We start from the raw sequence: 22,787 nt of genomic DNA, 5'->3' as shown, positions 1-22,787 counted from the left end.
ATGACCACAGTGAAGTTAGTGCATGGGACTAGAGAGCCGGTTGCAAAGTACTGAAACCGGCTGATTTGCGATGAGCTACACCCTGGTGAGCTCCTTGCGCTGTGCCCTGAGGTGCACCTCGCCGGTGTCGCTGGAGGCGACCATCTCCCACGGCACGAACGTGCATCCCGCGTAGACGACGCGGGCCAGCACCTCCGACAGCCAGCCCAGCCTGCCCTGCCTGTCTCGGGTCAGTCCGAGCATGACGGGCGCGCGGTGAACCGAGACCACGAGACCCATCACGGTATGGCTCTGCATGGACTCACGCTTGTTCCGCACCACGCGGATGTCGACCACGTGGCCGACCCATACTCCCTCGGCGTCCCAGACGCACTGGCCCATGAGCGCTGTCAATCCCACCATGATCCAACTGTGTCATCGGGAGGACGTTTCCGCAGGTAGGCGCGCTGGAAGTGGGATGCCGTAGAGTATGGAGCCACTAGAACTTAGTTCGGGAGCGGGTATGACGAAGTTCGACGAGGCGACTCAGGCGATCAGGGTCGAGGAGGGCGTCTACGACGTCTGTCTCGATCCCGGCTATTCCATCGGCGGCCCGCTCAACGGGGGGTACCTGATGGCGGTTCTGCTGAGGGCCGCCGTGGACGCCTCTCCGCACGAGCATCCGGTGAGCACGTCCACGCAGTTCCTGCGGTCACCGCGGCCCGGGCCCGCCAAGGTGGTGGTGGAAATGCTGAAGGAGGGCAGGACGGCGGCGTTCGCGAGGGCGCGGTTGATCCAGGACGATGTCCCGCAACTCGAATCGTTGATCACGACGGCCACCCTGGACGGTGCCGAGCCGATATATGCGCATAAATCGGCTATTGGGATGCCCGCGGTGGAGGAATGCGTCAAGCTGCCCGACCCGAAGCCGGAGTCGGGGATGACGTTGAACGCGCGGCTGGAGATGTGCTTCGACCCGCCCACGATCGGCTGGCTGTACGGCAAGCCGACGGGACGGCCCGAGGCGCGCGCGTACTTCAGGATGGCCGAGCCGCAGGACCCCGACCCCTACGTGCTGGCGCTGGCCGTGGACGCGCTTCCGCCGGTGGTGTTCTCGGCCGGGCAGCGCGGATGGGCGCCGACCGTGGACCTCACCTGGCACCTGCGGGCGCTGCCGTCGCCCGGGTGGCTCACGCTGCTGGGCAGCGGGCGGCTCGTGGCCGACGGGTGGTTCGACGAGGAGGTGGAGGTGTGGGACTCGGCGGGACGGCTGGTCGCGCAGTCCCGTCAACTGGCCAGGGTCGGACGCGGCTGAAACGACCCACGCAAGCAGCCGTGTGAGGATTCTTACGCTGTGGTGATCCCGCAGGTCGCCTACCCTCTGAAACGTGCCGGACGCGAGCATTGGAATCTTCGACAGCGGGGTGGGCGGCCTGACCGTCGCCAGGGCGATCATCGATCAGCTGCCCCATGAGTCCATCACCTACGTGGCCGACACGGCCCGCCAGCCGTACGGACCGAAAAAGATCGCCGAGCTGCGCGAGTACGCGCTGGAGGTGATGGACCACCTCGTCGAGAACGACGTGAAGATGCTCGTCATCGCCTGCAACAGCGCCAGCTCCGCCGTGCTGCGTGACGCGCGCGAGCGCTACGACGTCCCGGTGGTCGAGGTGATCCTGCCCGCGACCAGGCGCGCCGTCAGGGCCACCCGCAACGGCAGGGTCGGCGTGATCGCGACGTCCGCGACGATCGGGTCGATGGCCTACCAGGACGCCTTCGCCGCCGCCCCCGACGTCACCCTCACCAGCGTGGCCACCCCGAGCCTGGTGGAGTACGTGGAGCGCGGCGAGACGATGAGCGACGAGCTCATCGAGGTCGTCCGCGGCTACCTGGCCCCCATCCAGGAGGCCGGGTGCGACACCCTCATCCTCGGCTGCACCCACTACCCGCTGCTGACCGGCGCCATCTCCTACGTCGCGGGCGACGGGGTCACGCTGGTCTCCAGCGCGGAGGAGACGGCCAAGGACGTCTACCGCATCCTGCACGACCGCGGTCTCGCCAACGGCGCCGTCTCCCCCCGGCACCGCTTCTGGGCGACCGGCGACTCCGCGCTCTTCGCCGACCTGGGCAGGCGCTTCCTCGGGCCCGAGATCGAAGCGGTCGAGCCGGCCGCGGTTGGGGGAATCACCACCTCGAACGGGAGGACCGCATGAAGGTGACGATCGTCGGCTGCTCGGGGAGCTTCCCCGGGCCCGACAGCCCGGCGTCCTGCTACTTGGTCGAGGCCGAGGGCTTCCGCCTGCTGCTCGACCTCGGCAGCGGCTCGCTCGGCGCGCTCCAGCGCCACATCGACCTCTACGACGTCGACGCCATCTGCCTGTCGCACCTGCACGCCGACCACTGCCTGGACATCTGCGGCTACCACGTCGTCCGCACGTACGGGCCCGCCGCGCCGTACCCGAGGATCCCGGTTTATGCGCCGGCCGACGCGCCCCGCAGGCTGGCCGCCGCCTACGGCATGCCGGAGGAGCCGGGTCTGGAGACCGCCTTCGAGTTCAGGCCGCTGTCGCCGGGACGGTTCACCGTCGGCCCCTTCGAGGTCACGGCGGGCCTGGTCAACCACCCCGTCGAGGCGTACGGCTTCCGCGTCTCCCACGGCGGCAGGACGCTCGCCTACTCGGGCGACACCGGCGAGTGCGCGGAGCTGGTGAAGCTGGCCGACGGTGCCGACCTGATGCTGTGCGAGGCGTCGTTCGTGGAGGGGCCCGACCTCATCCCCGGCCTGCACATGACGGGCCGCCAGGCGGCCGAGCACGCGGCCAAGGCGAAGGCGGGCAGGCTGGTGCTGACCCACCTGGTGCCGTGGAACGACAGCGCGAGAGTGCTGGAGGAGGCCTCGTGCGGCGCCTTCGGCGGGCCGATCGAGCTGGCCCGCAGCGGCGCCGTCTATGACCTGACCTGAACGGTCAAGGGCGTTCCCGCGCGGAGATAGGGTGATCTGCATGTCTCGACAGGATGGACGCGCTCCCGACCAGCTCCGCCCCGTGAAGATCACCAGAGGGTGGATCAGCCACGCCGAGGGATCGGTGCTGGTGGAGTTCGGCGGCACACGCGTGCTGTGCGCCGCCTCCGTCCAGGACAGCGTGCCCCGCTGGCGCAGGGGTAGCGGCCAGGGCTGGGTGACGGCCGAGTACGCGATGCTGCCGAGGGCGACCAACACCCGCAACGACCGCGAGTCGGTGAAGGGCAGGATCGGCGGGCGCACGCACGAGATCTCCAGGCTGATTGGGCGTTCGCTGCGCGCCTGCGTCGACTACAAGGCACTCGGGGAAAACTCCATCGTGCTCGACTGCGACGTCCTGCAGGCCGACGGCGGCACCCGCACCGCCGCGATCACCGGCGCCTACGTCGCGCTGGCCGACGCGGTCGCGTGGATGCGCGAGCGGAAGATGTGCCCCGGCGACCCGCTGATCGACTCGGTGGCGGCGGTGTCGGTCGGTGTGGTGAAGTCCACGCCGATGCTCGACCTCTGCTACGTCGAGGACGTCGCCGCCGAGACCGACATGAACGTCGTGATGACGGGGTCGGGGGAGTTCGTCGAGGTGCAGGGCACCGCGGAGGGCGCGCCGTTCGACCGCCGCGCCCTCGACCAGCTGCTCGACCTCGCGGTCGTGGGCTGCGAAGAGCTGACACTGCACCAGCAGGAGGCGCTGGGCCGATGAGGATCGTGCTGGCCACCCGCAACGCGGGCAAGATCGTGGAGCTGCGCCGGATCCTCGGCGGGTTCGAGATCGTGGGTCTTGAGGAGTTCCCCGAGATCGGCGACGTGGCCGAGACGGGGCTCACGTTCGCCGAGAACGCCCTGCTCAAGGCGCACGCCGTCGCTCAGGGGTCGGGGCTGCCCGCCGTGGCCGACGACTCGGGGCTCTGCGTCGACGCGCTCAACGGGATGCCCGGCGTGCTGTCGGCCCGGTGGTCGGGAAAGCACGGCGACGACGACGCCAACCTCGACCTGCTGCTCGCGCAGGTGTCCGATGTTCCCGACGACCGGCGCACGGCCCGGTTCGTGTGCTCGGCCGCGCTGGCGCTGCCGTCGGGCGAGGAGCGGGTGGTGGAGGGCGAGCTGTTCGGGCGGCTGCTGCGGGAGCGGCGGGGCACGAACGGCTTCGGCTACGACCCGATCTTCGTGCCGGACGGGGAGTCGCGGACCACGGCGCAGATGACGGCCGAGGAGAAGGACGCGATCAGCCACCGGGGGCGCGCCTTCCGCGCCCTCGCCCCGATCGTCGCCGACCTGCTGTCCTGATCCTTCTCCTTCTGTCCGGTCTTCTTCCGTACGGCAAGCCGGGTCAAGGCCACCGTGGTCACCGCTGACCGCCCGTCCAGCACGCCACTCCAGCCGCGACGCGCACCCGCCGTGACGTCGTCCGGCTTCGTCACCGGTCCGTAAGATCTTCCGCCCTGGGCCGGGCGTAGCGTTTTCCCGTGGAGAACTACAAGGCCGTGCCCGCGTGGGCGGGGGCCGTCGTCGGGCTGGTCGCGGGAGCGGTGGCGCTGGGCGTCGCGTATCTGGTCGCGGCGGTGGTGGGACCAGGCTCGTTCCCCGTCGTGGCGGTGGGCGACGCGACGGTGGATCTGGCGCCCGCGCCCGTCAAAGAGTGGGCGATCGCGACCTTCGGGGAGAACGACAAGGCGGTCCTGGTGGCCGGGGTGCTGGTCGTGCTCACGCTGGTCGCGGCCCTGCTCGGCGTGCTGTCCAGGCGGAACGTCGGGCTCGGTCAGGCGGGGTTCGCGGTGTTCGGGGTGGTGGGGCTGCTGGCGGTGCTCACCCGACCGGGCGCTGGGGCGGTCGACGGGCTGTCGACAGTGGTGGGGGCGCTGGCCGGATCGTGGGCGCTCACCCTGCTGTTCAGGCGGGGCACGGATGCGTGGGCCGGGGTCGGTCGGGGTTCTGACGTGGGGGCAGGGGTCGTCCTGGGCGCGGAGGGGCAGGCCGACGGAAGCGGGTTCCACGGGGGCTCGGGTGACGGCGGAGGGGCTGCGGGCAGTACAAGGGGCGGCGACGCTCTGGAAGCCGAGCGGGAGGCCGTGCGGGAAGCTGAGCAGGAGCGGGAGGCTGAGCGGCCGGCGGTGATGCGGGCGGGCGTCGCGCTCCATGCCTTCGACCGGCGGCGGTTGATGCTCGGCGCGGCCGGAGGAATCGCCGTGGCGGGAGCGACGGCCATCACCGGGCAGGTGCTGTCCGGGCGCAGAGTGGGGGACACCGCGAGAGTCGAGGTGGCGCTGCCGAAGCCGGTGACCCCCGCCAGGCCGCTGCCGGCCGGGGCCGACTTCCGCATCGACGGGCTGTCGCCGTTCGTCACCCCGAACAAGGACTTCTACCGCGTCGACACCACCATCATCGTCCCCCAGGTGAACCCGCGCGACTGGACGCTGCGCATCCACGGCATGGTCGACCGGCCGGTCGAGCTCACCTTCGACGACCTGCTCGGGCGGCCGCTGACCGAGGCCGACATCACGCTCACCTGTGTGTCGAACGAGGTCGGCGGGCCGTACGTGGGCAACGCCCGGTGGCTGGGGGTGCGGATGGCCGACGTCCTGCGCGAGGCAGGGCTCCGCAAGGACGCGGACATGCTGCTGTCCACGTCGGCGGACGGCTTCACCTGCGGCACCCCCGTGGACGTCGTCATGGACGGCAGGGACGCGCTGTTCGCCATCGCGATGAACGGCGAGGCGCTGCCCGTCGACCACGGCTTCCCGGTCAGGCAGGTGGTGCCGGGGCTCTACGGGTACGTGTCGGCGACCAAGTGGGTCGTGGACCTCAAGGTGACGCGGTTCGACACCGACCAGGCCTACTGGACGCCGCGTGGCTGGGCCGCGAAGGGGCCGATCAAGACCCAGTCACGCATCGACCTGCCCAGGGCGGGCGCGCGGCTGAAGCGGGGCCGTACGACGATCGCGGGAGTGGCGTGGGCGCAGCACACCGGGGTCGAGGCGGTAGAGGTGCGGATCGACGGGGGCGCGTGGCAGCGGGCCAGGCTCGCGCAGGTGCCGGGGCCCGACACCTGGCGGCAGTGGGCGCTGGACTGGGACGCGCCTCCTGGCGGGCACACGATCGAGGTGCGGGCGAGCGACGCGGCCGGCCGTACCCAGACCGAGCGGCGGGCGCCGGTGGCGCCGGACGGGGCGACCGGCTGGCACACCATCTCGGTGCGCGTCGGTTGAGGATCACCACGGACATCACGCGGAGGGCCCCAGGTCGCGGCGGCGCACGCTCGGCGAACAATGCCATCGCGACGTGGGGGATGCGGGCCCGCGCGGTCAGATCCTCATGTTCAATGACTGGAATCTCCTGACTGAGAGCGATCGGCCGCCTACGATCGGTCGTCGATGGAGAAGGAGGCGGCGAGATGTTCCGCGAGAGCCTTCCCGAGGGCCGCTACAACCCGCTGATCGCCGACGGTGTGCGGTGGCGCGACTACGAGCAGGCCGCCGAGTCGGCGCCGGAGCCGGACGTGCGCGACGGCGACTGGTTCGACCTGCCCGACCGGCCGCCGCGCCTGGCCGACTGCCGGCCGTACGGCGTGGCGGGCGGGCTGACCCGCGCCGACCCGCAGGCCGAGTCCGACCTGCTGGACGCGGTGCCGCCGGGCACCAGGTTCGCCGACCCGCGCGGCACCTGGGTCAGGCTGGTCAACGGCATGGGCGCCGCCGACGATCCGTTCAGGGCGGGCAACGCGGCGGACTGCGCGCTGGCGGTGGTGTCCACGTGGCACGGCGAGCCGGTGGTAGCAGCCCCGCGCCTGCCCGAGTACGACGCGGTGGGCCGCCCGCTGCTCATGGGCGAGGCGGGCGGCGCGGCGCGCATCGAGCGCTGGCTGGGGCGGCGGCTGGAGTGCGTGGGCCAGGGCAGGCAGGCCTACGAGGTGATCGCCCAGCGGCTGGTCGAGGCGGGCCACGGCGCGTCGGCGGTCATCGTGGTGCGCTGGCCGGGCGGCGGCTCCCACGCGTGGAACGCCGTCAACGCCGACGGCGAGGTGATCTGGATCGACGCCCAGCGGGGGCACATGGCCGTCGAGCCGCCCTACGAGACGGTGTCCGGCGTGTTCTGCGCGATCGTCGACCGGCGGGGTGAGCAGGGGTGAACCTGGACCAGGCGCGCGCGGTGGCGGAGGAGTATTTCAACGGCGGCCGGGACGATCCGGTGGAGCTGGGCCTGTACGCCTTCGGCGACGGCTACGTGGTGTGGGCGAAACCGCCGGAGCCCGACGATCCTTCGGTGCTGCCCGAGACGGTCGGCGGCGGCTGCGTCGTGATCGACCGGCACACCGGCGAGGTGGCGATCAGGCCGCTGCTCGACCCCGAGACGGTGGCTGAGCAGTGGCCCGGCCGCCACCCCCGCTGACGGCCCGTGCTCGCCGTTCCGCGCGACGGCCCGCGCTGACGGTGCCCGGGCCGTCGCAAACCAGGGGGTCAGCCGCTCGCCAGCGACGACACGATCGACGCGCGGGCCGCCCTGCGCGCCGGCAGCACCGCCGCGAGCACGCCCGCCAGCCCCGACAGCGCCACGAACAGCGCGATCTGCCCGAACGGCACCGACAGCGTCGCGTCCGTCATCATGGTCCTGACGGCCGCCCAGCCGAAGGCGACGCCGAGCGTCACCCCGACGAGCGCGCCGATCAGGCCGAGCACCAGCGCCTCCACCGACAGCATCCGGCGCAGCTGCGGCCTGGTCAGGCCGAGCGCCCGCAGCAGGGCCGACTCGCGGGTGCGTTCGTGGACTGACAGCGACAGCGTGTTGGCGATGCCGAGCAGCGAGATGAGGATCGCCAGGCCGAGCAGCCCTGTGACGATCATCAGCGTCATGTCGAGTGCGTCGTCGTACTCGCCGCGGACGTCGGTTGAGCTGATGACCTGCACGGTCGGGAAGGCCGCCGTGGCCGCCTCCACCAGGTCGCGGGTCCTGTCGGGATCGACGCCGTCCTTGATCTTGAGGTAGAGCTTGGAGTCGGGCGTCTTGCCGAAGTACTGGTCGTAGGAGTCGGGGGAGACGGTGACGGAGGGCAGCAGGCTCTCGCCGTCGATCAGCTGGCCGACCTTGAGCGTGACCGTTCCCTCCCGCTTGGTGGTGAGCTGGAGCGAGGAGCCCGCCTTCAGCCCCCACTCCTTGGCCATGGTCGCCGAAAGCGCCACCTCGCCGGGGCCGAGCGGCTTGAGCTTGGCCGGGCCGGTGAAGGAGCCGACGTCGCTGTCGACCTTGCCGACCTTCGCCATGGTGTCGCGGATCTGCAGGACGGAGTCGAACTCGGGCTTGGCCCGCAGCGTGTCGCCGACCGAGCGGGGGATGGCCGCCTCACGGTCCTGGGTGGCGACCAGGTAGTCGGCGGGGAACTGCGAGTCGAGCTTCGCCGCCATCGTCACCCTGGTCGAGGCGGTCATCACCGAGATGACCGTCATCAGCGTGACGCCGATGGTCAGCGCGATCGTGGTGGTCGCCGCCCGCTTGGGGTTGCGGCCGGAGTTGTCGACGGCCAGCCGTCCCGGCACCCCGAACAGCGCGCGCGGCACCCAGCCCACCAGCCTGCTGAGCGGCCTGACCAGCAACGGGCCCAGGATGAGGACCGCCAGGAAGATCAGCGAGCAGCCGCCCATCGCGACGAAGAGCGAGACCTGCTCGCCGGGGGCCATGAACACGGCCGCGCCGGTCGCACCGGCTCCCGCCAGCAGCAGCAGCCCCGCGACGACCACGCGGACCACTCCGGCGCGATAGGTCTGCTCCTCCATCTGGCTGCGCAGCGCCGCGATGGGCGCCACGCCGGTGGCCGAGCGGGCGGGCAGCAGCGCCGCGCCCACGGTCACCACGAGGCCGACCACGAGCCCGATGGCGATCGTCAGGGGCGCGAGCGACGGGCCGAGCCCGGTGGGCAGCGGAGCGTCCAGCGCGCGCAGTACGGCCATCGCGCCCGCGCCCAGGCCGTACCCGACGGCGAGGCCGAGCAGGGAGGACAGCAGGCCGACGATCGCCGACTCCAGCAGCACCGAGCCGAACACCTGGCCGCGGGTCGCGCCGATGCAGCGCAGCAGCGCCATCTCCCTGGTCCGCTGGGCGACCAGGATGTTGAAGGTGTTGTAGATGACCAGCGCGGCCACCATCATCGCGATCAGGCCGAAGATCAGCAGGCCGACCTTGATGAACTCGATCTGCACGCCGTTGCTCTTGGCCAGGGCCGCGGCCAGCTCGTGGCCGGTCTTGACGTCGTAGGTCTGGCCCAGCGCCGCGGTGACGGTCCGTTTGAGCGCGGCGGGGTCGCCGCCCGCCAGATCGATCTCGCGGAACCCCTTCTCACCCGTCAGCCGCTGCGCGGTCGCGGTGGTGAAGCCGACCGCGCCGGTGTAGCCGAGCTCCTGGTCCAGCCCGATGTCGAAGACGCCGGACAGGGCGAAGGCGTGCTTGGCGCCCTTGCGGTCGAGCACCGTGACGGTGTCGCCGACCTTGAGGCCCTGCTTGCGCGCGGTGTTCTCGTCCACGATCGCCTGGTCGGCCCCGGCCGGAGCGGCGCCGTCCGTGATCGTCGTGCGGTCGGTCACGGAGATCGCCGTGGTCGGCAGGTCACCGATCGTCTTGCCGTTGCTGCCCAGCAGCGGTGCGCTGCCGCGCACCTGCCCCTGGACGCCGGTGACGCCGTCGAGGCCGCGCAGGCGCTCGACGAGCGTCTGGGGGAGCGCCTGTCCCCGCTCCTTCGGCAGTACGGCGACCGCCACCTTCTCGGCGTCCGCGGTGACCTTCTGCGCGAACCCGGCCTCGATGGTGTCGGTGAGCACGAACGTGCCCGCGATGAAGCCCACCCCGAGCGTGATCGCCAGGGAGGTGAGCAGCAGGCGCAGCTTGTGCGCCCGCAGTCCTGCGAGGGTCGTCTTGATCACTTGGCTTCCAGCCTCATCAGCGTGTCGAGCACCGACTGCGGCGAGGGCTGGGCCAGCTCGCTGACCAGCTCGCCGTCGCGCAGGAAGACGACGCGGTCGGCGTAGGCGGCCGCGACGGGGTCGTGCGTGACCATCACGATGGTCTGGCCGAGCTCGCGGACGCTGGTGCGAAGGAACGACAGCACCTCGGCGCCGCTGCGCGAGTCGAGGTTGCCGGTGGGCTCGTCGGCGAAGATCACCTGGGGTTTGCTGATCAGGGCGCGGGCGACGGCGACGCGCTGCTGCTGGCCGCCGGACAGCTCGGTCGGCTTGTGGCCGAGCCTGTCCTGCAGCCCCACGGTCTGGATGACCCGCTCGAACAGCACCGTGTCGGCCTGCCGTCCGGCGATCTCCAGCGGCAGCCTGATGTTCTCCTCGGCGGTCAGCGTCGGCAGCAGGTTGAACGCCTGGAAGATGAAGCCGATCCGGTCCCTGCGCAGCAGCGTGAGCTGCTTGTCGCCGAGCCCGGTCAGCTCGACGTCGCCGATGTGGACATGGCCGCTGCTCACCGTGTCGAGCCCGGCCAGGCAGTGCATCAACGTCGACTTGCCGGAGCCCGACGGGCCCATGATCGCGGTGAAGGCGCCGGTGGCGAACGAGACGTCCACCCCGCGCAGCGCGTGCACCCGCGTGTCGCCCTGTCCGTAGGTCTTCGTCAGTCCGGTGGCCACCACGGCGGGCCTGAGGGATGTCGGGGTCGTCTGGGTCATCTGGGTCGCTGTCACGCGGAAAACGCTATGAGGGGGAAAGCCGCTTTCCCTGGGACCTGAGGAGGGACTTCCTGTCCCATCTCAGATGACCCGGATCAGCCGAATGGCCGATCCGGCTGCCGGTCGGCGGGCACGATCAACCCCGCCTCGTAGGCGTAGACCACCACCTGCGCCCTGTCACGCAGCCCCAGCTTGGCCAGCACCCTGCCCAGGTGCGTCTTCACCGTCGCCTCCGCCAGGTCGAGCCGGTCGGCGATCTCGGTGTTGGACAGCCCGCGCGCCACCAGCATCATGACCTCCCGCTCCCTGGCGGTCAGCAGGCTGCCGTCGGGCAGCCGCTCGGTGGTCAGCTGGGCGGCGAACCTGTCCAGGAGCCTGCGCGTGGCGCTCGGCGCCATCACCGCGTCGCCGTTGTGCACCGAGCGGATCGCGCTGACCAGGTCGGAGGGCGGCACGTCCTTCAGCAGGAAGCCGGAGGCGCCCGCCTTGATCGCCGAGTAGGCGTACTCGTCCAGGTCGAACGTGGTCAGGATGAGCACCTTCGGGCCCTCGATCAGCCTGGTCGCCTCGACGCCGTCCATGCGCGGCATGCGCACGTCCATCAGGACGACGTCGACCTCGACCTCCTTCAGCAGCTCCAGCGCGGTGACGCCGTCGCTCGCCTCGGCGACCACCTCGATGTCGGGCTGGGCGCCCAGCACCATCCTGAAGCCCGCGCGCAGCAACTGCTGGTCGTCGACCAGCATGACCCTGATCATGCCGCGACCGGCAGTCTGGCCAGCACCTCGAAGCCGCCGCCCGGCCTGGGGGCGGCCTGGACGGCTCCGCCGTACATGGAGACTCTTTCGCGCATGCCGAGCAGGCCGTGACCGCCCACGCCAGGCGGGGCGGCCGCGCCCCTGCCGTCGTCGGTGACGCGCACCACGAGTTCGCGCATGCCGTACTCCATCTCAACCGTGGCGCTCGCGCCGGGACCACCGTGTTTGAGGGTATTGGTCAGCGCCTCCTGGACCAGCCGGTAGACGGCCAGCTGTTCGCCCTCCGACAACGCGTGCGGGGTGCCGGTGACCCGCAGATCCACCGGCAGGCCCGAGCCGCGCACCAGGTCCTCCAGCTGCGCCAGACCCGGCTGCGGGGTGTAGTCGGCGGTCTCGGACGCGGGATCGGCAGGGTCCTCGCGCAGCACCCCCACCAGGCGCCGCATCTCCGCCAGCGCATCGCGGCCCGTCTTCGAGATCGCGTGTACGGCCTGCCGCGCCTGGTTGGGATCGGTGTCGATGGCGAAACCCGCCCCGTCGGCCTGGACGATGATGACGCTGACGTTGTGGGCCACCACGTCGTGCAGCTCCCTGGCGATCCTGGCCCGCTCGGCCGCCGCCGCCATCCTGGCCTGCTGGTCGCGTTCCCGCTCGGCGCGCTCGGCCCGCTCCTCGAGGCTCTCCAGGTAGCGGTGGCGGGTGTTGGCGTAGATGCCGGTCAGCCAGATCATGATCACGAAGAACGAGCAGCTCAGGAACATGCCGAGGCTGACGGGGTCCCAGTAGGACAGGGCCAGGAAGATGCCCAGCTCCGACACCAGACCCGCCGCCAGCGCCCACCTGAAAGCGCACCGGCCGGCCATGGCGAACATCGCGACCAGCACGGAGGCGTTGGCGGGAAAGGCGTTGATCCCCGCCAGCCACTGCGCGAAGCTGATCAGCGAGACCAGCGCGAACACCGTGCGCGGATGGCTGTTGCGCCAGAACAGCGGCACGAGCAGCGCCGTCGACAGCAGCAGGTAGCCGACCATGCCGACGGGCGCGCTGGTCGGCACCGTGGAGTAGCTGGCGGCCAGGGCGACGCACAGCGCGATCAGCGGGGTGACCCACAGGACGTCGACGAGCATGCGGCGACGCGGCGACCAGGCTCGAATCTTGCCGAACACTCCCTCACTCTATGTATCGGCTCGCGGCCGCCCTTCCCCCTTGAGTCGGAGGTCGATCTACGACCCTGGTCGCATGCCGCATTTACACGGTGTTTATGGGGTGTCGGGCATTGTCGTCTCTGGGAGCGCCCTCTGGGCGAGTAAAGGGAGATCGTGATGGCGGATCATGATCAAGCCGTTGGGCCGCGCGGTGAAGAGGAAGCACCGCGCGGCCCGGACCCCGAGAGCGCCCCACCACCCGCTTACCGAGGCCGTCGCCCACTGCGCGCCGGTCAGGACTGGTCCCCTGCTCGGGCGTGATGTTCGACCAGCCGTCCCAGCAGTCCAACCAGCTCCTCCCGCTCCGGCGCGGTCAGCGGGGCGAGCAGCTCGTCCTGCAGGGCCGCCAGCAGGGTGTCGAGCCGGTTCAGCTGGTCGCGGCCTGCCCGAGTGATGGTGATGACATTGCGGCGGCGGTCGGTCTCGTCAGGGGCGCGCTCCACCTGCCCGCGCTCGGCCAGTTCGTTGATCACCGCGACCAGGTCGCTGCGGTAGATGCCGGTCCGGCCGCTCAGTGTGGCCTGGCTGGCCGGTCCTGATTCCTGCAGCGCGACCAGGACGGCGTAGTGCCACTTGCGCGCGTCCGCTTCGGCCAGCCCGGAGTTCACCAACCGGTCGGCCTGCGCCGCCGCGATCGCCAGCAGTCTGCTGGGTATCTGCCGCAGTCGTGCCGGAGTCGCCGGGTTGTCGCCCAGATGCCGTGTCTCGCCAATGGCCATGACTCTGATCGTAGCCGCTTGCGTTAGTCGCCCTAACGATGTAATTTCGTTAGTGTCATAAACGTTCGTCCTGCTAACGGATTGGTCGATCATGCCTTACATCGACGTTCTGGACTCCTCCCTTCACTACGAGGACACCGGCACCGGCCCCGCGATGGTCTTCCTGCACGGCAACCCCTCCTCCTCCCACTCCTGGCGCAAGGTGCTGCCCGGGATCGACGCGCCCGCCCGGCTTCTTGCTCCCGACCTGATCGGCATGGGCCGCTCCGGCAAGCCCGACATCGCCTACACCTTCGCCGACCACGCCCGCTACCTCGACGCCTGGTTCGACGCCCTCGACCTGCATGACGTCGTGCTCGTCGGCCACGACTGGGGCGGCGCCCTGGCCTTCGACTGGGCCGCCCGCCACCCGGAGCGCGTGCGCGGCATCGCCTTCTTCGAGGCCATCGTCCGTCCCATGTCCTGGAACGACCTGGGTGACGCCCCCCGGGCCCGCGCCGAGACCATGCGCTCACCCCGGGGCGAAGACCTGATCCTCGACCAGAACTTCTTCATCGAAACCGCCTACACCGGCGGCGTCCGCACGCCGCTCGACGCCGACGAGATGGCTCCCTACCTGGAGCCCTATCCCACCCGGGAGAGCCGCCGCCCCGTGCTGCAGTGGGCCCGCTCGCTGCCGCTCGACGGCGAGCCCGCCGACGTGGCCGAACGGGTCATCGCCTACGACGCCTGGCTGGCCGCCAGCACGGACGTCCCCAAGCTGCTGCTGACCTTCGACTCCTCCCCGACCCTGCTCATCACCCCTGAGGCGGCCGCCTGGTGCAAGGACAACATCGCGAGCCTCGAGATCGAGCACATCGGGCCGGCGGGTCACCACGCCACCGAGGACCAGCCCGAGGCGATCGCGGCGGCGATCACCGCCTGGGTTCGTCGCTGACCAGTCGGAGGGCCGTCCCTACTCTGATCCCGACGACGGGCTGACAACGTAGTCGCAGGTCCCGATGGGGCGGCCCGAGGCGTTGAGGTCGACGCCGACCAGCTCCTCCTCATCCTCCATCGGGATGCGCGCCTCGACCCTGGTCGCCCCCACCCACCGGACGTGGTGGAGGTCCTCCCTGGCCAGGTCGAAACCGGGGCACCCGAGCGACCACTCCCGGCTGAGCAGCCCCGCGTCCTCGCGGATGCTGAGGACCATCGAGTACTCGAAGAGGCCGTGCTGCTCCCGCACGATCAGGCTCAGCCTGCCGGGCCCCTTCACCGATGCCACCTCGTAGGAGGGGGACAGCGTCCAGCGCAGCCCGTAGCCCATCCAGCCGAGCATCCCCGCGATCGTCGCGACGACCACGACGACTCTTGCCCGGGGGATCGGCCTGACCAGCTCGCGCACCGCAAGCCCGCCGAGCAGGAGGGCGGCCAGGCCGAACAGCACGGGGTGGTCGAGCGTGTCGTTGAGCAGGACCAGCTCGGTCGAGACGGTCCTGGTGACGACGACCGTGGCGGCCAATGCGAGCGCGGGGACCAGGTACGCCAGGGCAAGGAGGGGCCTGCGGGGCATGGGGGACATCCCGTCCAACCTATCCCGTTTCGACGTGACGGCGGCCCGCCGGAGTCCTGCTGGAGTACGCGTGAAGGACGGACGGCCACCGGTGACCCCGGTGGCCGTCCGCCCGCTTGCCGTACCCGAAAGAAACGGGATCAGATGGGCAGCCACAGAGCCGGGACGTTGGGCGGCTCCCAGCCCGGCTGCGAGGTGTGGGCGATCCTGCACCGGTACCTGACGCCCTGGTAGCTGACCACGTCACCCACCGCGTACGGCGTCCACGCCGCCCACGTGGTCTCCCCGCCGCCGACCGTCAGCGTGAAGCGCGCCGAGTGGTCGGCGGCCGTCCCGTCGGCGTTGACGGTGATCGGGTACGCCCCCGGCGCCGTACCCGAGGTCGTGGCGACCGTCACCGTCGCCGTCTGGCCCGAGGTGATCGTCTGCGGGGTGATGGTGACGGTGACCCCACTGGGCACGTCGGCCGCCGACAGCGTGACGCTCTGCGGGTCGCCCGAGGTGACCTGCGTGCTCAGCGTGGGGCGGGGAGGAAACGCGGAGCGGTGGATCACTGTGATCTCCTGAATTTGTCGGTGGCGGTCGGTAGGTTGATCGGCGTGTCCCGCTACCGGCTCCAGCCGACGCCCGCCCAGGAGGCGGTGTTGTTGGAGCATTGCGGGCATGCCCGGTTCGTGTGGAATCTGGCGGTGGAGCAGCACGCGCATTGGGCTCCGGGTCGGAAGAGCGCGCCGGGGTTCGCCGGGCAGTGCCGTCAGCTGACCGAGGCGCGGGCGGCCCATCCGTGGCTGGCGGCGGGGTCGGTGACCGTCCAGCAGCAGGCGCTCAAGGACTTCGCCCAGGCGATGGCGAACTTCTTCGCCGGGACGCATCGGCGGCCGACGTGGCGCAAGGCCGGACGGCACGAAGGCTTTCGGATCATCGCGGTCAAGGCGGGCGATGTGCGCCGCGTCTCCCGGCATGTGGGCCAGGTGAAGATTCCCAAGGTGGGGTGGGTGCGGTTCCGCTGGTCGCGTGCCGTGCCCGGAGGGGTGAAGTCCTACCGGGTCACCCTGGATCGGGCGGGGCGCTGGCATGTCGCCTTCGCCGCCGTCCCCGAGCCGATACCGGCACCGGGCACGGGAGAGGCGGTGGGCGTCGACCGTGGCGTGGCCGTCAGCGCGGCGCTGTCCACGGGCGAGCTGCTGAACGCGCCTGGTTTGCGCGAGACGGAGAAGACGCGGCTGCGACGTCTGGAGCGCAGGCTGGCCCGCGCCAGGCGCGGCTCCAAGCGGCGCGGCAAGATCAAGGCCGCGATCGCGAGGCTGAAGGCGCGCGAGAGCGACCGGCGCAAGGATTGGGTGGAGAAGACCAGCACCGATCTCGCGCGCCGGTTCGACGTGATCGCCGTCGAAGACCTGAAGATCTCGAACATGACCCGTTCGGCGCGGGGCACCGTCGAGGCGCCGGGTAGGAACGTCCGGCAGAAGGCGGGCCTGAACCGGGGCATCCTCGCTGCCGGATGGGGCGGGCTCGTGCAGCGGCTGGAGCACAAGGCTCCCGATCGCGTCCGGAAGATCGATCCGCGTTACACGTCGCAGACCTGCAACGCCTGCGAGCACATCGCCAGGGAGAGTCGCGAGAGTCAAGCTCTCTTCCTGTGCGTGGCCTGCGGGTGGCTGGACCATGCCGACGTGAACGCGTCCAAGAACATGCGTGATACCGCCGCAGGGCATGCGGTGGCTGCGCGGGGACGCTCCGGGTTGCCGGGGCGGATGAACCGCGAACCTCAACCCGTCCTCCTGCCTGCGTAGGAACGGGTTGGAATCCCCCTCGTTCACGAGGGGGAGGATGCCAATCTCGTGCTCCTTGGGGTGTAGGTGTCCCCAGTGGACCGCGAGAGTTAGAGCCTTAGTAAACCAACATTTCCTATGACTTTGCGGTGTATCCGGCCATGGCGCTTCCACCAGGCCTGATACACCGGCGCCCGCAGGGCGGGCGGTCAGCGGCGGACGTGCACGCGGACGATCGCGCCCATGTCGTTGTCGCCGACGTCGCGGCGGACCCTGCCGACGATCTCGCGGTCCAGCTTGGTCACCACCGCGCCCACGTCGGCGGTGGCGGGACAGGTCACCGCCATCCGCAGCCGGTCCTGGTCCACCACCCGCACACTGGTACGGCCGATGCCGTCCACGTCCTTCAGCCCGACGCACAGCAGCGCCGTACCCGTGCCGGAACGGTGGCCGAGCCTGCCCCAGCCGAGCGCCTTGAACAGCCACCGGGTGGCCAGCATGGCCGCCAGCACCAGGGCGAGCGCGATGCCCCACAAGATCCACGGGTGCGCGGCGACGTAGCCGGTGACGTCGTCGCCCAGGACCCTCGCGTTCCTGCCCCTGCCGAGCAGGCCCGCGCCGCGCAGGTAGGCGTACGCGCCCGCGCCCAGCAACAGCGCGCCGACGACGCCGAGCCCGATCCTGTTGCCCGAGTAGGGCCGCATCACAGGCCCTTCCTGCGCAGCCGCACCACGACCTCGCCCGCGCACATCGCGCCGAGCCCGTTCAGCCGCTCGCCGACCGCCGCACCCGTACGGCGCAGCATCTCGCCCGAACGCTCGGCCTCGGAGACGACCGTGACCTCGATCAGCCGGCGGCGCAGCCGTACCCGCACGCTGCGCACCCCGTCGACGTCCTCGGCGACGGACTTCAGCGTCCTGCGCAGGCCCGTCCTGGTGATGGCCATGACGATCCGCGCATCGGCGGTCTCCAGCGCCACCATCCGGCACCTGCCGGGCACCAGGGCGAGCCCCAGCAGCACCACTCCGACGGCGGCCACGCCCATCGCCCCCAGCATCAGGGCGGGGTCGGACCACGACGTGCCTGCCGCCATGGCGACAGTCGCGTCGACCGGCACGAGGTCGAGCCCGCCGCCCGTCAGCGTGGCCAGGACCTCGGCCGCCACCAGCGAGAACCCGGCCGACATCGTGAGGGCCACCGCCACGCCGGCGGGGGTGCGCGCCGGTCTGAGCACCCTGGCCGCCCGGCGGCGCGGCGTCTCGCGCACGCTCGCAACCGGGCCGCTCGGCGAGCGCTCCTGGAGTGTTGTCGTCACACCGACCAGAGGTACAGGGACCCGTCAGGCCATAAAGCCGTCCCCGCCGCCGGTTTGCCGGATCTTTGCCGACGGCAATCGGTATTACCCTGCTTCTATGGACGACCGCCAGCGCTACGACAGGGCCACCGCCGCGTTCGAGCCGCCCTTCGCGATCCTCGATCTGGAGGCGCTGCGCGGCAACGCCGACAGCCTCGTCCGCCGGGCCGGTGGCAAGCCGATCAGGGTGGCGAGCAAGTCGATCAGGTCGCGCCCGATCCTCGAGCGCATCCTCGCCATGGACGGCTTCCGCGGCGTCATGGCCTTCACCCTGCCCGAGGCGCTGTGGCTGGTCTCCCAGGGCATCACCGACGTGCTGGTCGCCTATCCCACCGCCGACCGGGCGGCGCTGGTCGCGCTGGCCGCCTCCGAGGAGGCCGCGCGGGAGATCACGCTCATGGTCGACTCCACCGAGCACCTCGACTTCATCGAGTCGGCGATCCCGGACAGCGCTCCCGTGCTCCGGCTCTGCCTCGACCTCGACGCCGGATATGTCGCCTTTGGTGGGCGGTTCCGCGCCGGAGCGCTGCGCTCGCCGGTCCGCGAGCCCGTCCACGCCGCCGACCTGGCCGCCGAGATCGCCAAGCGGCCCGCCTTCCGCCTGGTCGGCCTCATGGCCTACGAGGCGCAGATCGCCGGCGTCGGCGACGACCCGCCGGGCAACGCGGCCTTCGCCCGCGTCATCAGGCTGATGCAGGCCCGCTCGGCCCGCGAGCTGATCGTACGGCGCGGCCGCATCGTCAACGCCGTCAGGCAACTGGCCGACCTGGAGTTCGTCAACGGCGGCGGCACGGGCAGCATCGACCGCACGGTCAGGGAGAAGGCCGTCACCGAGTGCGCGGCCGGCTCGGGCTTCTTCCACCCCAGGCTCTTCGACTTCTACCGCGGCTTCAGCGGGCGCCCCGCCGCGCTGTTCGCGCTGCCGGTCGTGCGGCGTCCCGCGCTCGACGTGGTGACCGTGCTCGGCGGCGGCTACCTCGCCTCGGGAGCGCCCGGCCCCTCGCGGCTGCCCCAGCCGTACCTGCCCGCGGGGCTGCGCTACTCCAGCGACGAGGGCGCGGGCGAGGTGCAGACCCCGCTGCTCGGCCAGCCCGCCGAAGACCTGCGCGTCGGCGACAGGGTGTGGTTCCGCCACGCCAAGGCGGGCGAGCTGTGCGAGCGTTTCGCGTCGCTGCTGCTGGTGGAGGGGGACAAGGTCGTCGAGGAGGTCCCGACCTACCGGGGCGAGGGCAAGACCTTCCTCTGACCGACCTCCCGCGCCGCCGGGCTCACCTTCGGCGGCTCCGGGCTCACCTCCCGCGCCGGGCTCACCTCGTGCGGCTCCGGGCTCACCTCCGGCGGCTCCTGCGCCACAGGACGATCGCCGCGCCCACCACCAGCACCGCGCCCACGGCGATCAGGGCCGACCCGATGGGCCGCTCGTCCTCCCACAGGTCGTCGGGCTCTTCACCGAACCGCACCGGCCTGGGCGTCACCCCCACGAGGTCGCCGACCGACGCCACGAAATGCTCGGCCCTCGACTTGACCTCGTCCATGCTCCGCTGGGCCACCCGCTTGGGGCTCACCCTGTCGGCGATGGCGTCGACGGTCTGCGCGAGCTCGGCGCGCGTCCGCGCGATCCTGCGCTCCAGCTCATCAGGGTCGGTGTCGGCCATGGCTCTCCTCTCTCAGGGTGATCAGTCTGTCAGGTCGCGCCGCCGTACGGCACAGCGGGCGAACGTGTCCCTTCGGCCGGAGGTCAGGCCGGACCGGTGGCTGGGTTGTCAGGTCGAGGCCGTGACCGGGGTTAGGTCGAGGCCGTGGCTGGGTTAGGTTGAGGCCGTGACCGAAACCAAGCTCCAGCCAGGAGACGCCGCTCCGGACTTCACGCTCCCCGTGGCCGACGGCGAGGCCGTCTCCCTCGACGCCTACCGCGGCAAGCGCGTCATCCTGTACTTCTACCCGGCCGCGATGACGCCCGGATGCACCAAGCAGGCGTGCGACTTCCGCGACAACCTCGGCCGGCTGACCGACGAGGGCTTCGTCGTGCTCGGCGTGTCGAAGGACAAGACCGACAAGCTGGTGAAGTTCGCCGAGCGCGACGCGCTGACCTTCCCGCTGCTGTCGGACGTCGACCTCGAGGTCCACAAGGCGTACGGCGCCTACGGCACCAAGAAGCTGTACGGCAAGGAGGTCGTCGGCGTGATCCGTTCGACCTTCGTCATCGACGCCGACGGGAAGATCGAGCAGGCCCTCTACAACGTGAAGGCCACCGGCCACGTGGAGAGCCTGAAGAAGAAGCTCGGCCTGGCCTGATGTTTGCGATCAAGCCAGTCGGCTTGATCGCAAACCAGTATCTCCGCCGTTGCCCGGGCGCTAAGCTGATGCCGGATGCGCGGGCGTGGCGAAATAGGCATACGCGGCAGGTTTAGGTCCTGTTGGTGGAGACACTGTGGGGGTTCGAGTCCCCCCGCCCGCACCTTTCCCTTGGCGGCCCATTCCGTACTAGTCTTGCCTACAGACACCGATGAACCCACGCGGGAGAGCGTCCTGGCACCCGGCCAGGGCCCCTGAAGGAGCAAGCCCTCCCCGCGAACCTCTCAAGGCAAAGGACCGCGCGGGCCAGGTGACCTCTGGAAAGCAGGCCTGCGGGGCCTCGCCGAAGGTGAAAGTCCGGTATAGACCCGGGCGAAGCTCTCAGGCACCGATGACAGAGGGGGAGGATCCTGGCATCCGACCCATTCTGAGGTGCGAACAATGTCCCGACCGACACCGCTACGAGACGTACACGAGAGTCTCGGTGCGACGCTGACCGACTTCGCCGGCTGGCTCATGCCGCTGCGCTACGGAAGCGAGTCAGCCGAGCACAACGCCGTCCGCGAGCGGGCCGGGCTGTTCGACCTGTCCCACATGGGCGAGATCTTCGTGACGGGCCCGCAGGCCGGCCAGGCGCTCGACTACGCGCTCGTCGGCCACCTGTCCGCGCTCGTGCCGGGTCGCGCCCGCTACACCATGATCGTCGATGAGCGCGGCGGCGTGCTCGACGACCTCATCGTCTACCGGCTGGCCGACGAGGAGTTCATGGTCGTCGCCAACGCCTCCAACTACCTCATGGTCACCGAGCGGCTCACCGAGCGCGCCGAGCGGTTCGACGCCGTCGTCGACGACCGCTCCGACCAGTACGCGCTCATCGCCGTCCAGGGCCCCCGCGCCCAGGAGATCCTCTCCACGCTCACCGACGCCGACCTCGAGGGCCTGAAGTACTACGCGGGCCTGCCCGGCACCGTCGCCGGCGCCGAGGCGCTGATCGCCCGCACCGGCTACACCGGCGAGGACGGCTTCGAGCTGTTCGTCCGCAACGCCGACGCCGTCGCGCTGTGGCACGCGCTGACCAAGGCGGGCGAGCCGTACGGGATCATGCCCGCGGGCCTGTCCAGCCGCGACACGCTCCGCCTCGAGGCCGGCATGCCGCTGTACGGCAACGAGCTCAACGCCTCGCTCACGCCGTTCGACGCGGGCCTCGGCCGCGTGGTGAAGTTCGACAAGCCCGGCGACTTCGTCGGCAGGGCCGCGCTCGAGCCCGTCAAGGACGTTCCGCCGCGCCGCCGCCTCGTCGGCCTGGTCGCGACGGGCCGCCGGGTGCCCCGCCACGGGTTCCCGGTCACCAAGGACGGTGCCGTCGTGGGCGAGGTGACCAGCGGCGCTCCGTCGCAGACCCTCGGCAAGCCCATCGCGATGGCGTACGTGGACACTGGAATACAAGAAGGTCTGGCCGTTGACATCCGGGGCAGCCAAGAAGCTGTTGACCTGGTTGAGCTGCCTTTCTACAGGAGGAACAAGTGAGCACCATCCCTGACGACCTGAGCTACACCAAGGAGCACGAGTGGATCGCCGGCCTCGACGACGGTATGACCGTGACGGTGGGCATCACCGCCTACGCGGCCGAGGCGCTTGGCGACGTGGTCTACGTGCAGCTCCCCGAGGTCGGGGCGACGTTCGAGGCCGGTGACTCGGTCGGCGAGGTCGAGTCGACGAAGTCCGTGAGCGAGATCTACGCCCCGGTGGCCGGTGAGATCGTCGAGGTCAACCAGGCCGTCGTGGACAAGCCCGACCTGGTCAACAGCGAGCCGTACGGCGAGGGCTGGATGTTCAGGGTGCGCCTGTCCGGCGACCCCGAGGACCTGCTGAGCGCGGAGGAGTACACCGCGCTCACGTCAGGCGACAACTGACACACCCGCCGGGGTCCGGCCAGGACCCCGGCACTCCCGAGAATGGGCTGCATCAATGGCGATCAGCGTCTTCGACCTCTTCAAGATCGGTATCGGTCCGTCGAGTTCGCACACCGGCGGGCCGATGGCGGCCGCCCACAGGTTCGCGCGCGGGCTGCAGGCCGACGGGCTGCTGGAGCGGGTGGCGCGGGTGGAGGCGATCCTGTACGGCTCGCTCGGGCTGACCGGTAAGGGGCACGGCAGCGACAAGGCGGTGCTGCTGGGCCTGTCGGGGGACAAGCCGGAGTCGGTGGACGTCGACGGGGTGGAGGCGCGGCTGGCCGAGATGCGCGCCTCGGGCCGGATCCGGCTGTTCGGCGAGCAGGAGATCCCGTTCGTGGTGGGCGAGGACCTCGTCTTCGAGCGGAAGATCTCGTTGCCGGAGCATCCGAACGGGATGCGGTTCACCGCCTTCGACGCCTCCGGGGCCGTGGTGCGGGAGAAGGTGTACTTCTCGGTGGGTGGCGGGTTCGTGGTGGATGAGAACGCGACCGGCGCCGATCGGATCAAGCCGGATGACACGGT

At 70.7% G+C, this 22,787-nt stretch carries 26 protein-coding genes, 1 tRNA gene and 1 riboswitch; of the genes, 16 read left to right on the top strand and 11 right to left on the bottom strand.

What is annotated here, in order from left to right:
* Nucleotides 1-75: 75 nt before the first annotated feature.
* Nucleotides 76-402 (bottom strand): hypothetical protein, encoded by a 327-nt coding sequence (locus ACFXJ8_RS30055; RefSeq protein WP_379647340.1) that lies wholly within the window; start codon nucleotides 400-402, stop codon nucleotides 76-78.
* A gap of 100 nt (nucleotides 403-502) precedes the next feature.
* Between ACFXJ8_RS30055 and ACFXJ8_RS30050 the strand changes: the two genes are divergently transcribed.
* The 8 genes from ACFXJ8_RS30050 to ACFXJ8_RS30015 all read left to right on the top strand — a co-directional run bounded on the left by ACFXJ8_RS30050 (nucleotide 503) and on the right by ACFXJ8_RS30015 (nucleotide 7,384).
* Entirely contained in the window at nucleotides 503-1,294 is a 792-nt protein-coding gene (locus ACFXJ8_RS30050; protein WP_379647339.1) for a thioesterase family protein, read from the top strand.
* A gap of 73 nt (nucleotides 1,295-1,367) precedes the next feature.
* A complete protein-coding gene (murI, locus tag ACFXJ8_RS30045) occupies nucleotides 1,368-2,192 on the top strand; it encodes a glutamate racemase (RefSeq protein WP_379647338.1) in 825 nt (274 codons plus the stop codon).
* Nucleotides 2,189-2,941 carry an MBL fold metallo-hydrolase gene (locus ACFXJ8_RS30040; protein ID WP_379647337.1) on the top strand — a complete coding sequence of 251 codons (753 nt, stop codon included), beginning with the start codon at nucleotides 2,189-2,191 and terminating at the stop codon, nucleotides 2,939-2,941. The genes murI and ACFXJ8_RS30040 overlap by 4 nt, the downstream gene beginning before the upstream one ends.
* A gap of 40 nt (nucleotides 2,942-2,981) precedes the next feature.
* The gene (gene rph / locus ACFXJ8_RS30035; protein WP_379647336.1) at nucleotides 2,982-3,701 is read left to right on the top strand and encodes a ribonuclease PH; all 720 of its coding nucleotides are present in this window, start codon (nucleotides 2,982-2,984) and stop codon (nucleotides 3,699-3,701) included.
* The gene (gene rdgB / locus ACFXJ8_RS30030; protein ID WP_379647335.1) at nucleotides 3,698-4,285 is read left to right on the top strand and encodes an RdgB/HAM1 family non-canonical purine NTP pyrophosphatase; all 588 of its coding nucleotides are present in this window, start codon (nucleotides 3,698-3,700) and stop codon (nucleotides 4,283-4,285) included. Before rph ends, rdgB begins: the two co-directional genes overlap by 4 nt.
* A 179-nt stretch (nucleotides 4,286-4,464) precedes the next feature.
* Nucleotides 4,465-6,204: a molybdopterin-dependent oxidoreductase gene (locus ACFXJ8_RS30025; RefSeq protein ID WP_379647334.1), complete on the top strand. Its 1,740-nt coding sequence runs from the start codon at nucleotides 4,465-4,467 to the stop codon at nucleotides 6,202-6,204.
* Nucleotides 6,205-6,389: 185 nt separating this feature from the next.
* Nucleotides 6,390-7,124 (top strand): toxin glutamine deamidase domain-containing protein, encoded by a 735-nt coding sequence (locus ACFXJ8_RS30020; protein WP_379647333.1) that lies wholly within the window; start codon nucleotides 6,390-6,392, stop codon nucleotides 7,122-7,124.
* On the top strand, nucleotides 7,121-7,384 hold the full coding sequence (locus tag ACFXJ8_RS30015; protein WP_379647332.1) for a hypothetical protein: 264 nt from the start codon (nucleotides 7,121-7,123) through the stop codon (nucleotides 7,382-7,384). The genes ACFXJ8_RS30020 and ACFXJ8_RS30015 overlap by 4 nt, the downstream gene beginning before the upstream one ends.
* A gap of 68 nt (nucleotides 7,385-7,452) precedes the next feature.
* On the opposite strand, the gene ACFXJ8_RS30010 is transcribed toward ACFXJ8_RS30015, so the two are convergent.
* The 5 genes from ACFXJ8_RS30010 to ACFXJ8_RS29990 all read right to left on the bottom strand — a co-directional run bounded on the left by ACFXJ8_RS30010 (nucleotide 7,453) and on the right by ACFXJ8_RS29990 (nucleotide 13,334).
* Nucleotides 7,453-9,903 carry an ABC transporter permease gene (locus tag ACFXJ8_RS30010; protein WP_379647331.1) on the bottom strand — a complete coding sequence of 817 codons (2,451 nt, stop codon included), beginning with the start codon at nucleotides 9,901-9,903 and terminating at the stop codon, nucleotides 7,453-7,455.
* Complete coding sequence (locus ACFXJ8_RS30005) at nucleotides 9,900-10,652, bottom strand: ABC transporter ATP-binding protein (RefSeq protein ID WP_379647430.1); 753 nt, start codon at nucleotides 10,650-10,652, stop codon at nucleotides 9,900-9,902. Before ACFXJ8_RS30005 ends, ACFXJ8_RS30010 begins: the two co-directional genes overlap by 4 nt.
* Before the next feature lie 95 nt (nucleotides 10,653-10,747).
* Nucleotides 10,748-11,410, bottom strand: a complete 663-nt coding sequence (locus tag ACFXJ8_RS30000) for a response regulator (protein WP_379647330.1) — start codon at nucleotides 11,408-11,410, stop codon at nucleotides 10,748-10,750.
* On the bottom strand, nucleotides 11,407-12,576 hold the full coding sequence (locus tag ACFXJ8_RS29995) for a sensor histidine kinase (RefSeq protein ID WP_379647329.1): 1,170 nt from the start codon (nucleotides 12,574-12,576) through the stop codon (nucleotides 11,407-11,409). The genes ACFXJ8_RS30000 and ACFXJ8_RS29995 overlap by 4 nt, the downstream gene beginning before the upstream one ends.
* A 272-nt stretch (nucleotides 12,577-12,848) precedes the next feature.
* Nucleotides 12,849-13,334 carry a MarR family winged helix-turn-helix transcriptional regulator gene (locus tag ACFXJ8_RS29990; protein ID WP_379647328.1) on the bottom strand — a complete coding sequence of 162 codons (486 nt, stop codon included), beginning with the start codon at nucleotides 13,332-13,334 and terminating at the stop codon, nucleotides 12,849-12,851.
* Between the two features lie 91 nt (nucleotides 13,335-13,425).
* On the opposite strand from ACFXJ8_RS29990, the gene ACFXJ8_RS29985 reads away from it, so the two are divergent.
* Complete coding sequence (locus tag ACFXJ8_RS29985) at nucleotides 13,426-14,271, top strand: haloalkane dehalogenase (protein WP_379647327.1); 846 nt, start codon at nucleotides 13,426-13,428, stop codon at nucleotides 14,269-14,271.
* Nucleotides 14,272-14,289: 18 nt separating this feature from the next.
* Here ACFXJ8_RS29985 and ACFXJ8_RS29980 read toward each other — a convergent pair whose 3' ends face one another.
* Together ACFXJ8_RS29980 and ACFXJ8_RS29975 are read right to left on the bottom strand one after the other, a co-directional pair.
* A complete protein-coding gene (locus ACFXJ8_RS29980) occupies nucleotides 14,290-14,898 on the bottom strand; it encodes a hypothetical protein (protein WP_379647326.1) in 609 nt (202 codons plus the stop codon).
* 131 nt (nucleotides 14,899-15,029) lie between these two features.
* Nucleotides 15,030-15,443 carry a carbohydrate-binding protein gene (locus tag ACFXJ8_RS29975; protein WP_379647325.1) on the bottom strand — a complete coding sequence of 138 codons (414 nt, stop codon included), beginning with the start codon at nucleotides 15,441-15,443 and terminating at the stop codon, nucleotides 15,030-15,032.
* A 45-nt stretch (nucleotides 15,444-15,488) separates the two neighbouring features.
* Here ACFXJ8_RS29975 and ACFXJ8_RS29970 point away from each other — a divergent pair, with 45 nt between their 5' ends.
* On the top strand, nucleotides 15,489-16,682 hold the full coding sequence (locus ACFXJ8_RS29970; protein WP_379647324.1) for an RNA-guided endonuclease InsQ/TnpB family protein: 1,194 nt from the start codon (nucleotides 15,489-15,491) through the stop codon (nucleotides 16,680-16,682).
* Between the two features lie 188 nt (nucleotides 16,683-16,870).
* Here the strand turns inward: ACFXJ8_RS29970 and ACFXJ8_RS29965 are convergent, their stop codons facing one another.
* Nucleotides 16,871-17,368, bottom strand: a complete 498-nt coding sequence (locus ACFXJ8_RS29965) for a hypothetical protein (RefSeq protein ID WP_379647323.1) — start codon at nucleotides 17,366-17,368, stop codon at nucleotides 16,871-16,873.
* A complete protein-coding gene (locus ACFXJ8_RS29960; RefSeq protein WP_379647322.1) occupies nucleotides 17,365-17,976 on the bottom strand; it encodes a DUF6286 domain-containing protein in 612 nt (203 codons plus the stop codon). Before ACFXJ8_RS29960 ends, ACFXJ8_RS29965 begins: the two co-directional genes overlap by 4 nt.
* A gap of 97 nt (nucleotides 17,977-18,073) precedes the next feature.
* On the opposite strand from ACFXJ8_RS29960, the gene ACFXJ8_RS29955 reads away from it, so the two are divergent.
* Nucleotides 18,074-19,261, top strand: a complete 1,188-nt coding sequence (locus tag ACFXJ8_RS29955) for an amino acid deaminase/aldolase (RefSeq protein ID WP_379647321.1) — start codon at nucleotides 18,074-18,076, stop codon at nucleotides 19,259-19,261.
* Nucleotides 19,262-19,343: 82 nt separating this feature from the next.
* Here ACFXJ8_RS29955 and ACFXJ8_RS29950 read toward each other — a convergent pair whose 3' ends face one another.
* Nucleotides 19,344-19,670: a DUF3618 domain-containing protein gene (locus ACFXJ8_RS29950; RefSeq protein ID WP_379647320.1), complete on the bottom strand. Its 327-nt coding sequence runs from the start codon at nucleotides 19,668-19,670 to the stop codon at nucleotides 19,344-19,346.
* Between the two features lie 166 nt (nucleotides 19,671-19,836).
* On the opposite strand from ACFXJ8_RS29950, the gene bcp reads away from it, so the two are divergent.
* The 5 genes from bcp to ACFXJ8_RS29925 all read left to right on the top strand — a co-directional run.
* On the top strand, nucleotides 19,837-20,310 hold the full coding sequence (bcp, locus tag ACFXJ8_RS29945) for a thioredoxin-dependent thiol peroxidase (RefSeq protein WP_379647319.1): 474 nt from the start codon (nucleotides 19,837-19,839) through the stop codon (nucleotides 20,308-20,310).
* Between the two features lie 79 nt (nucleotides 20,311-20,389).
* A tRNA-Leu gene (locus tag ACFXJ8_RS29940) sits at nucleotides 20,390-20,473 on the top strand.
* A 49-nt stretch (nucleotides 20,474-20,522) separates the two neighbouring features.
* Nucleotides 20,523-20,620, top strand: a riboswitch (glycine riboswitch).
* 131 nt (nucleotides 20,621-20,751) lie between these two features.
* Entirely contained in the window at nucleotides 20,752-21,837 is a 1,086-nt protein-coding gene (gcvT, locus tag ACFXJ8_RS29935; protein WP_379647318.1) for a glycine cleavage system aminomethyltransferase GcvT, read from the top strand.
* Complete coding sequence (gcvH, locus tag ACFXJ8_RS29930; RefSeq protein ID WP_379647317.1) at nucleotides 21,834-22,223, top strand: glycine cleavage system protein GcvH; 390 nt, start codon at nucleotides 21,834-21,836, stop codon at nucleotides 22,221-22,223. The genes gcvT and gcvH overlap by 4 nt, the downstream gene beginning before the upstream one ends.
* 55 nt (nucleotides 22,224-22,278) lie before the next feature.
* Nucleotides 22,279-22,787: serine dehydratase beta chain (locus ACFXJ8_RS29925; RefSeq protein ID WP_379647316.1), on the top strand; the 509-nt coding region annotated here is incomplete at its 3' end.

Origin of the sequence: Nonomuraea sp. NPDC059194 (assembly GCF_042754765.1) — a bacterium.
Classification (GTDB): Bacteria; Actinomycetota; Actinomycetes; order Streptosporangiales; family Streptosporangiaceae; genus Nonomuraea.
The sequence above is the reverse complement of the archived record's forward strand: the minus strand, read 5'-3'. Positions and strand labels throughout refer to the sequence as shown.

Coding starts and splice junctions, on each gene's coding strand:
- ACFXJ8_RS30050 (WP_379647339.1), top strand. CDS start 503: ATGACGAAGTTCGACGAGGCGACTCAGGCGATCAGGGTCGAGGAGGGC.
- ACFXJ8_RS30020 (WP_379647333.1), top strand. CDS start 6,390: ATGTTCCGCGAGAGCCTTCCCGAGGGCCGCTACAACCCGCTGATCGCC.
- ACFXJ8_RS29950 (WP_379647320.1), bottom strand. CDS start 19,670: ATGGCCGACACCGACCCTGATGAGCTGGAGCGCAGGATCGCGCGGACG.
- ACFXJ8_RS30055 (WP_379647340.1), bottom strand. CDS start 402: ATGGTGGGATTGACAGCGCTCATGGGCCAGTGCGTCTGGGACGCCGAG.
- ACFXJ8_RS29990 (WP_379647328.1), bottom strand. CDS start 13,334: ATGGCCATTGGCGAGACACGGCATCTGGGCGACAACCCGGCGACTCCG.
- rph (WP_379647336.1), top strand. CDS start 2,982: ATGTCTCGACAGGATGGACGCGCTCCCGACCAGCTCCGCCCCGTGAAG.
- ACFXJ8_RS29980 (WP_379647326.1), bottom strand. CDS start 14,898: ATGTCCCCCATGCCCCGCAGGCCCCTCCTTGCCCTGGCGTACCTGGTC.
- rdgB (WP_379647335.1), top strand. CDS start 3,698: ATGAGGATCGTGCTGGCCACCCGCAACGCGGGCAAGATCGTGGAGCTG.
- ACFXJ8_RS29955 (WP_379647321.1), top strand. CDS start 18,074: ATGGACGACCGCCAGCGCTACGACAGGGCCACCGCCGCGTTCGAGCCG.
- ACFXJ8_RS30000 (WP_379647330.1), bottom strand. CDS start 11,410: ATGATCAGGGTCATGCTGGTCGACGACCAGCAGTTGCTGCGCGCGGGC.
- ACFXJ8_RS29985 (WP_379647327.1), top strand. CDS start 13,426: ATGCCTTACATCGACGTTCTGGACTCCTCCCTTCACTACGAGGACACC.
- gcvT (WP_379647318.1), top strand. CDS start 20,752: ATGTCCCGACCGACACCGCTACGAGACGTACACGAGAGTCTCGGTGCG.
- ACFXJ8_RS30040 (WP_379647337.1), top strand. CDS start 2,189: ATGAAGGTGACGATCGTCGGCTGCTCGGGGAGCTTCCCCGGGCCCGAC.
- ACFXJ8_RS30005 (WP_379647430.1), bottom strand. CDS start 10,652: ATGACCCAGACGACCCCGACATCCCTCAGGCCCGCCGTGGTGGCCACC.